Origin of the sequence: Streptomyces mashuensis (assembly GCF_014654785.1) — a bacterium.
GTDB lineage: Bacteria > Actinomycetota > Actinomycetes > Streptomycetales > Streptomycetaceae > Streptomyces > Streptomyces mashuensis.
Window position 1 is genome coordinate 1 of sequence record NZ_BNBD01000033.1, and the last position, 8,215, is coordinate 8,215.

Annotated in this window: 7 protein-coding genes; 4 read left to right on the forward strand and 3 right to left on the reverse strand. The window is 73.2% G+C overall.

Translation table 11 applies throughout. The features are described from left to right. Positions 1–60: 60 nt before the first annotated feature. Together sigJ and IE305_RS32650 are read left to right on the forward strand one after the other, a co-directional pair. The gene (gene sigJ, locus IE305_RS32645) at positions 61–996 is read left to right on the forward strand and encodes an RNA polymerase sigma factor SigJ (protein ID WP_190133475.1); all 936 of its coding nucleotides are present in this window, start codon (positions 61–63) and stop codon (positions 994–996) included. 52 nt (positions 997–1,048) lie between these two features. Next, positions 1,049–2,245, forward strand: a complete 1,197-nt coding sequence (locus IE305_RS32650; RefSeq protein WP_190133476.1) for an NAD(P)/FAD-dependent oxidoreductase — start codon at positions 1,049–1,051, stop codon at positions 2,243–2,245. Here the strand turns inward: IE305_RS32650 and IE305_RS32655 are convergent. Then, positions 2,167–3,708: a SulP family inorganic anion transporter gene (locus IE305_RS32655; RefSeq protein ID WP_190133477.1), complete on the reverse strand. Its 1,542-nt coding sequence runs from the start codon at positions 3,706–3,708 to the stop codon at positions 2,167–2,169. The genes IE305_RS32650 and IE305_RS32655 overlap by 79 nt on opposite strands. 418 nt (positions 3,709–4,126) lie before the next feature. Between IE305_RS32655 and proC the strand changes: the two genes are divergently transcribed. Next, entirely contained in the window at positions 4,127–4,945 is an 819-nt protein-coding gene (gene proC / locus IE305_RS32660; protein WP_190133478.1) for a pyrroline-5-carboxylate reductase, read from the forward strand. A gap of 57 nt (positions 4,946–5,002) precedes the next feature. Here proC and IE305_RS32665 read toward each other — a convergent pair whose 3' ends face one another. Next, entirely contained in the window at positions 5,003–5,602 is a 600-nt protein-coding gene (locus IE305_RS32665; protein ID WP_190133479.1) for a cysteine hydrolase family protein, read from the reverse strand. Between the two features lie 167 nt (positions 5,603–5,769). Between IE305_RS32665 and IE305_RS32670 the strand changes: the two genes are divergently transcribed. Then, positions 5,770–6,783 (forward strand): GlxA family transcriptional regulator, encoded by a 1,014-nt coding sequence (locus tag IE305_RS32670; RefSeq protein ID WP_373311804.1) that lies wholly within the window; start codon positions 5,770–5,772, stop codon positions 6,781–6,783. Positions 6,784–6,825: 42 nt separating this feature from the next. Here IE305_RS32670 and trpS read toward each other — a convergent pair whose 3' ends face one another. Further along, positions 6,826–7,878 (reverse strand): tryptophan--tRNA ligase, encoded by a 1,053-nt coding sequence (trpS, locus tag IE305_RS32675; RefSeq protein ID WP_190133481.1) that lies wholly within the window; start codon positions 7,876–7,878, stop codon positions 6,826–6,828. Positions 7,879–8,215: the final 337 nt, after the last annotated feature.

Below are 8,215 nucleotides of genomic sequence, written 5' to 3' on the forward strand. Positions count from 1 at the left end.
GAACAATTTTTGAGCCGTAGGCCCTGGTTTTTGACCGGGGCCTACGGCATTTTTGCGTTCATGGCTTCCCATACGGATTTCGAGGATCACCGTCGTCACCTCTGGGCCGTCGCCTACCGCATCACCGGTTCCGTGGCGGACGCCGACGACGCCGTGCAGGAGGCGTGGCTCCGCTGGCACCGGCTGCCCGACTCCGTCGCCGAGGACCCACGGCGCTATCTGACGACCGTGGTCAGCCGCATCTGTTACGACCAGCTCGGCTCCGCCCGCGCGCGTCGCGAGACGTACGTCGGCCAGTGGCTGCCCGAGCCGCTGGTGACGGGCGCCGGCGGGAGCGGACGACGTCCGGACGGCTCGGACGTCGAGGAGCAGGTCGCCCTCGACGAGTCCGTCGGCATGGCCCTGCTCGTCGTCCTGGAGCGGCTGACGCCGGCCGAACGCACCGCGTTCGTCCTGCACGACCTCTTCTCCGTGTCCTTCCCGGAAATCGCCGACGTCATCGAGCGCACCCCCGAATCCGTGCGGCAGCTGGCGTCCCGCGCCCGTAAGCGCGTACGCGCCGAAGCGCCCCGGCGGTCCGTCGACAGGGAGGAACACCGCCGTGCCGTCGAGGCGTTCCTCGCCGCCAGCACGGGCGGAGAACTTGCGGACCTGATGGAAGTTCTCGACCCCGACGTCGTCTGGCGCGCCGACGGCGGCGGAAAGATCAACGCCGCGCGCCGGGCGGTCGTCGGCCACGACAAGGCCGCACGCTACGGCCTCGGCCTGTGGCGCAAGTACGGCCAGTTCGGCCAGGACGACCCGCTGGCCATGCGCGTCGTCAGGTGCGACGTGAACGGCGCACCAGGGCTGGTGTTCTTCCAGCACGGGCAGCCGCTGGCGGTGCTCGCGTTCAGCGTCCACGACGGCCGGATCACGGAGATCGACGCCGTCGTCAACCCGGACAAGCTGCGACACGTCCCCGCCCTCCCCGATCCGGGTGAAACCGTCGTCTGACGGTGTGACCGGCGGCACGTCACAGATCCTGCCGCTGCGTCGTCTCGAGGGCATGAACGCTCACAGCCTTCAGCTCTCGCAGACCACCGCTCCCGTCGTCGTCCTCGGCGCCGGCTACGCGGGCCTCGTCACGGCCCTGCGGCTGGCGCCCCACGTACCGGTGACGCTGGTGGACCCGAAGCGCAGCTTCACCGAGCGGGTCCGGCTCCACCAACTGGCCGCCGGCCGCCCCTCCGTCAGCCACCCGCTCGCCGCCCTCCTCCGCGGGACCGGCGTCCACCACGTCGCCGCGCGCGCCGTCGACCTCGACCTGGCCGCGCGGCACGTCCGTACGGACGACGGCGACGTCCTCCCGTACGCGCGGCTCGTGTACGCGCTCGGCAGCGTCACGAACACGCCCTCCTCCTACGCCGACGGGCAGGCCGGAGGGGACGGGCGCCTCCACACTGCGGAGACCGCTGCCGAGTTGCACCGGCGTCTGCTCGCCGGGAAGGCCGGGCGGGTGGTCGTCGTCGGTGGCGGGCTCACCGGCATCGAGATGGCGTCGGAGATCGCCGAGGCGTACCCGGCGTGGGAGGTCGGACTCGTCACGGCCGGGATGGTGGGCGCCGGGCTGTCGGCGAAGGGCCGGGCCCACGTGCTCGCCGTACTGGCCGGGCTGGGTGTCCGGGTCGAGGAAGGCCGGCCGGTGGCGTCGGCGGACGAGGTGGACGCCGACGTCGTCGTGTGGGCGGCCGCCGTGCGACCGGTGAACGAGCCGGCGCGGGCCGCCGGTCTGGCGCTCGACCGGGAGGGGCGGGTCGCGGTCGACGGGCGGCTCCGTTCGGTCAGTGACGCCTCCGTCTACGTGGTGGGCGATGCCGCCGGCACAGGCCTGCGGATGAGCTGCGCGGTGGCGATCCCGGCCGGTATGTACGGAGCGGCGTCCGTCCGGGCCGACCTGGGCGGGCGCCGGCTGCGCGACTTCTCGTACCGGTTCTCGGGGCAGTGCATCAGCCTCGGCCGGGGCGACGCGCTCGTGCAGTGGGTGCACGGGGACGACACCCCGCGCCCCTCCGCCCTGACCGGCCGGCCGGCGGTGCTGCTGAAGGAGCGGATCGTCCGGTCGACGGTGGGCTTCGTACGGCTGGCGGCGGCGAGGGCACGGTGGGGCGGCGGCAGCGCAATCCGTCAGGCCACCGCGACCCGGCCCGTCGCCTCGCCCTCGCCGTTCTCGCCGCCGTCCGACGCGGCCCAGTGGCGGGCCTGACGTTCGGACCAGGCGGTGAGCGCGGTGAGACAGGCCCGGTCGATGTGGCGGAGGCCGTCGAGGTCGAGTTGGACGCGGTAACCCTTGCGGGCGAAGGCGTCGAGTTCGTCCAGGAGCCGCGGCAGCCGCAGGAAGGTGGCGTGGCCGAGCACGCGCGCGTGCACGACGCCGTCCGCCCTACGGGTCGTCTCGACGGTGACCTGGGAGGTGTCCCACGCCGTCTTGGCCACCGCGGTGAGGAGGCCGACGAGGACGCCCTCGAACAGGTTGGTCGCGACGACGGCCCCCGCGGTCGTGGCCAGAACGGCGGCCTCGCCGCGGTGGTCCCGCCACAGGGGGCCCAGTTCCGCCGCGGGCAGCAGGGTCCAGCCGGTGTGCACGAGCACACCGGCGAGGGCGGCCACGGGGACGAGTTCCAGCCCCCAGGGCAGGACCGTCGCGAAGGCCAGCAGCCAGACGGCGTGGAGGACGCGGGAGGCCCTCGTAGGGGCGCTGGCGCCTTGGGCGATGAGCTCCTTGCTGTAGCGGTGGCCGTAGCCGGTGCCGGTGCCGCGGCCGGTGGGCAGACGGCCGGTGGGCAGACGGTCGGTGGGCAAACGGTCGGTGGTGGTCGCGGCGCAGACCGCCTCGGCCGACGCGACGAGAGCGAGGGTGAACACGGTACCGAGGACCCCGAACTCTGTTAGGCGTGCGAATGCGCCGCTCCCAGGTGGCTGGATCGCGTCGAGGACGCCGCGTACCCGTATGCGGTCGACCGGCAGCCGCAGCGCCGTCGTGGCCGCGGTGGCCACGGCGACGGCGGCCAGTGGCGCGGGCACGATCAGTGCGGTGCGGGGGAAGCGGTGCCAGAGGGCGAGGACGACGACGGTGCCGGCGCCGACCGCCATGGCGAGGAGGGCGTCGGTGGAGGTGACCGTGTGGGTCATGAGGGTGACGAGGCCGCCCAGCTTCGCCAGGCCTCCGTCGGGGACGTCGGCGTCGGCGAGGGCGTACAGCTGGCCGGCGATGAGGACGATGCCGATGCCGGCCAGCATGCCCTGCACAACGGCGACGGAGAGGGCGCGGAACCACCGGCCCAGCCCGAGCGCCCCCATGGCCACCTGCATCAGGCCGGCGGTGAGCACCAGGACGCCCAGGGCCTGCAGCCCGTACTCGCGCACCGCCTCGTAGACGAGCACGGTCAGCCCGGCCGCGGGGCCGCTGACCTGGAGGCTGCTGCCGGGCAGCAGGCCCGTGAGGAGGCCGCCGACGATGCCGGCGACGAGGCCGAGCTCGACCGGTACGCCGGAGGCGGCGGCGACGCCGGCGGAGAGCGGGACGGCCAGCAGGAAGACGACGAGGGAGGCGGCGAAATCGGCCCGGAGGGTGGCCCGGGTGCGGGTGCGGGCACGGATGCGGGTGCGAATGCGGGGCGGCACTTTCCGGACACGGCGGAAGGGGGACGGCTGTGGTGGCTTCTGCATGACGATGGCCTCCAGCGCGCCGGGGCGCGCGCAGCGTGCGGTGAGGATCGTTGCCGGGCGGACGACGGGCAGGAGCGGGCGGAAGAAGGCAGGCGGCCGGGGCCGGCGGCTGGCGGCTGAAGGCTGAGGGCTGGCGGCTCGTGGCTGGCGGCTCGGTGGCGGACGTCTGTTGCGACTGTTACGGCTACCGACAGGTTGCGGGCAGGCTGCGACCGGGCGAACCATGCCGGTAATCACCTGACCATATTTTGGCCAAGTTGCGGCCGCCGTGGGTGAGTTGCTGTGTAACCACGATGTAAACGCCGGGTCAGGGAAGGGGAGAGCCCGGTTCCGGTCGCCCCGGCGGACGCCGCACGCGCCACCGACGTGGTGCGAAGATGGCACCCGAAGCCCCGCGCAGCGGAAAGGTGACGCACAGGTGAGCTCGGAGCAGCAGAAGGTCGCCGTGCTCGGCACGGGAAAGATCGGTGAGGCGCTCCTCAGCGGCATGCTCCGCGCCGGCTGGTCGGCCGACGACTTGATGTGCACGGCGCGCCGCCCGGAGCGCGCCGAGGCGCTGCGCGCCCGCTACCGCGTCGAGGTGGTCACCAACACGGAGGCGGCCAAGGCCGCCGACACCCTCATCCTCGCGGTCAAGCCGCAGGACATGGGGACCCTCCTCGAGGAACTGGCGCCCCACCTGCCCGCCGACCGGCTGGTGATCAGCGCCGCGGCCGGCGTGCCCACCGACTTCTTCGAGGCGCGGCTCGCCGCCGGCACGCCCGTCGTCCGGGTCATGCCGAACACGCCCGTTCTGGTCGACGAGGGCATGTCCGTGATCTCCGGCGGCTCGCACGCCACCGAGGACCACCTGCTCCGCGCGGAGGCGATCTTCAAGCCGGTCGGTAAGACGCTGCGCGTCCCCGAGTCCCAGCAGGACGCGGCGACCGCGCTCTCCGGCTCCGGGCCGGCGTACTTCTACTACCTGGTCGAGGCGATGACCGACGCCGGCATCCTGCTCGGCCTGCCGCGCGACAAGGCGCACGACCTCATCGTGCAGGCCGCCATCGGCGCCGCCGTCATGCTCCGCGACAGCGGGGAGCACCCGGTGAAGCTGCGCGAGGCGGTGACGTCACCGGCCGGCACGACGATCAGCGCGATCCGCGAGCTGGAGAAGCACGGCGTGCGGGCGGCGCTCATCGCCGCCCTGGAGGCCGCCCGCGACCGCAGCCGCGAGCTGGCCTCCGGCAACGGCTGAGGGAGCGGCGGCCCCGTACCGTGCCTCGGGGGCAGCCCCGGGGCAGCTCCCGGGGCGTCAGATCAGGGCGGCCGTGGGGACGACCCGGGCGAAGCCGCCCGCGTGCAGGTTGGTGGCCGTGGCGCGGCCGAGCTCGTCGGCGGTGAGCAGCTGCCCGTCCGGACCCGTCGCGTCGAACGTGTGCGTCGCGTCGACCGGCACGATCACGTCGTACCCCAGATTGCCGCCCATGCGGGCGGTGGTGTCCACGCACCAGTTCGTCATGATGCCCGCCACGACGATCTGCCGGATGCCGGCCGCGTCCAGCCAGGCCCGCAGGTCCGGGGTGCCGATGAACGCGGAGTTCACGGTCTTGGTGAGCAGCAGTTCGGGCCCGGTGCCCTTGCCGCGCCGCTGCTCCACGAAGTCCTGGAAGTCGTTGCCCTCCTGCCCCGGCCGCAGCGGCGAGTCGGCCTTGGGCGAGTCGTGCCGTACGAAGACGACGGGCCGGCCGGCCGCCTGCCAGGCGTCGACGAGCGCGGCGATGTTCTCCTCGGCGGCCGGGTTGTTGCGGGGCGGAAAGACGGGATCGAGCCAGCCCTTCTGCACGTCGATGACGACGAGGGCGGCGTTCGGGGCGATCTCGGGGCGGGGAGCGCGGAGCTGCGTGGTGTCCATGACCATGATCCTGCTGGGTGGGTGCGGCCAGGGACAGTGGCAGCAATGACGGCGTTCGATGGGATGCTGCCAAGACGCCGGCAAGGCGCCGCCGGGGTCCTGGCCGTGGCGGAGCGGCTGCCAACGGCGGAGGTCAGGGGGCGGGGCGCGGCGCCATCATGACCCGTATGCCGCAACAGCCGCCGCCCCAGCGCATCGCTCTCGTCGCCTTCCCGGGCATACGGGCCTTCGACGTCGCCGTCATCACCGAGGTGTGGGGCATCGACCGCACCGACCGCGGCGCACCCGCCTTCGAACTGCGCCGCTGCGGCCCGGATGCCCGGCCCGTCGCGATGCCCGGCGGCCTCACCCTGGTCACCGACCGCGACCTGGAGTGGCTGGAAAACGCCGACCTCGTGGTCGTGCCCGGCGTCGACGACCACCTGGCCGCCGTACCGGAAGCCGTCCTCACCGCCCTGCGCCGCGCCCACGAGGTCGGCACTCCGGTCGCGTCCCTGTGCGGCGGCGCCTTCGTGCTCGCGCAGGCGGGGCTGCTCGACGGCCGCCGCGCCGTCACCCACTGGAACCTCACCACTCTCCTGGCCGCCGCCCACCCGTCCGTCGACGTCGTCGCCGACGCCCTGTTCGTCGAGGACGGCGGCATCTGGACCGCAGCCGGCGTGGCCGCCGGCATCGACCTCTGCCTGCACCTCGTCCGTACGGCCCACGGCGCCGAGGCCGCCGCCACCATCGCCCGGGCGATGGTCACCGCGCCGTTCCGCACGGGGACGCAGGCGCAGTTCATCGAGCACCCGGCGACGGCCGCCCGGGTTTCCCGTGCAGCAGGCGGAGCTTCCGACCTGTCCACGTCCACGTCCCACGTCCTGGCGGCCGTACGGGAGCAGGCGCTGCGCCGGCTGTCCGAACCCCTGAGCGTCGCCGACCTCGCGCGCTGGGCCGGCATGTCCCCGCGCTCCTTCGCCCGCCACTTCACCGCCGGCACCGGTACGACGCCCATCCGCTGGCTCCTCGACCAGCGCATCGCCGCCGCCCAGCAGCTGCTGGAGCGCACCGCCCTGCCCATGCCGGAAATCGCCCGGCGGTGCGGCTTCGGCAGCGAGGTCACCATGCGCCAGCACTTCGCGGCGCGCCTCGCCACCAGTCCCCGCGACTACCGCCGGGCGTTCCGGGCAGCGGGATAGGAGGGCCGGGTGGGCGATGAGGGCAGGGCGGGCAGGGGCTCTTCAGGCGGGCGGCAGGAGGCCGATCGCCCGGTAGGCCGCGTCGACGGTCGGCCGGGCCAGCCCGCGCGCCCGCTGCGCGCCCGCGCGCAGCACCCCGTCCACGTACCCCGGGTCCGCGCAGAGCTCGGCGTGCCGCTCCCGGACGGGACGCAACACCTCCAGCACGGCCTCGGCGGTGTCCTTCTTCAGCGCGCCGTACGAGCTGTACTGCTCGGCGAGCTCCACCGGCTTGCGGGACGTGCAGGCGCCCAGGATCTCCAGCAGGTTCGTGACGCCCGGCTGCTCGTCACGGTCGTGGGCCACCTTGCTGCCGCTGTCGGTCACCGCCCGCATGATCTTCCTGCGGACGCTGTCCGGCTCGTCGAGCAGATAGACGATGCCCGACGTCTCGGCGTGCGACTTGCCCATCTTCGCCGTCGGGTCCTGGAGGTCCATGACGCGGGCGGCGGCCGCCGGCAGCACGGCGCGGGGAATGGTGAACGTGTGGCCGTACCGCTGGTTGAAGCGCTCGGCCAGGTCGCGCGTGAGCTCGACGTGCTGCGCCTGGTCGTCCCCCACAGGAACCTCGTCCGCCCGGTACGCCAGGATGTCGGCGGCCATCAGCACGGGGTACGTGAGCAGCGACAGCCGGACGCTGCCGCCCGTCGCCCGCTCGCGCGCGGCCTTCTCCTTGTACTGGATCATCCGGCGCATCTCCCCGTCGGTGGCCGTGCACTCCATGAGGTAGGCGAGGCGGGTGTGCTCGTCGACGTGGCTCTGCACGAAGAGGGTGCACAGCTCGGGCCGCAGGCCGGCGGCGAGCAGGAGCGTGGCGGCCTGCCGGCTGAGCCGCCGTACGCGGGCGGGGTCGTGGTCGACGGTGAGGGCGTGCAGGTCGACGACGCAGAAGAGGGCGTCGGCGCGGTGCTGGTCGGTCTCGACCCACTGGCGGACGGCGCCCAGGTAGTTGCCGAGGGTCAGGTGCCCAGTGGGCTTGATGCCGCTGAAGATGCGGGGGGTGCCTGCTGTGGTGTCCGACCGGGTGGTCGACGGGGTGGTTGCCGGGCTGCTCATCGGCCGCTGTCTCCTTCGTGGTCCACCACCGCCACGGACAGCAAAAACGGCCGCCGAGGCGGCGGCCGTGTGGGTGCATGCGCTGACTGGGCCGCCGTCAGGCGGCCCACCACTGCTGGGTGAGCGCGTGCTTCGTCATGGGACGACGGTACGCCCCGGAGGCCCGGGACGTCACGCGCTTACGGGATTTGATGAGGGACGCGTCGGCGTGTAAGGTTCTTCGAGTTGCCGGGCGGCTGGGCCGCACGCCGAGCCCGTGGCAACGACCTCCACCACCACCTGTACGACCCTTTATCGGGAAGTATTTCGGCATGCCTCGGCGTGTCCGGAATTCGGA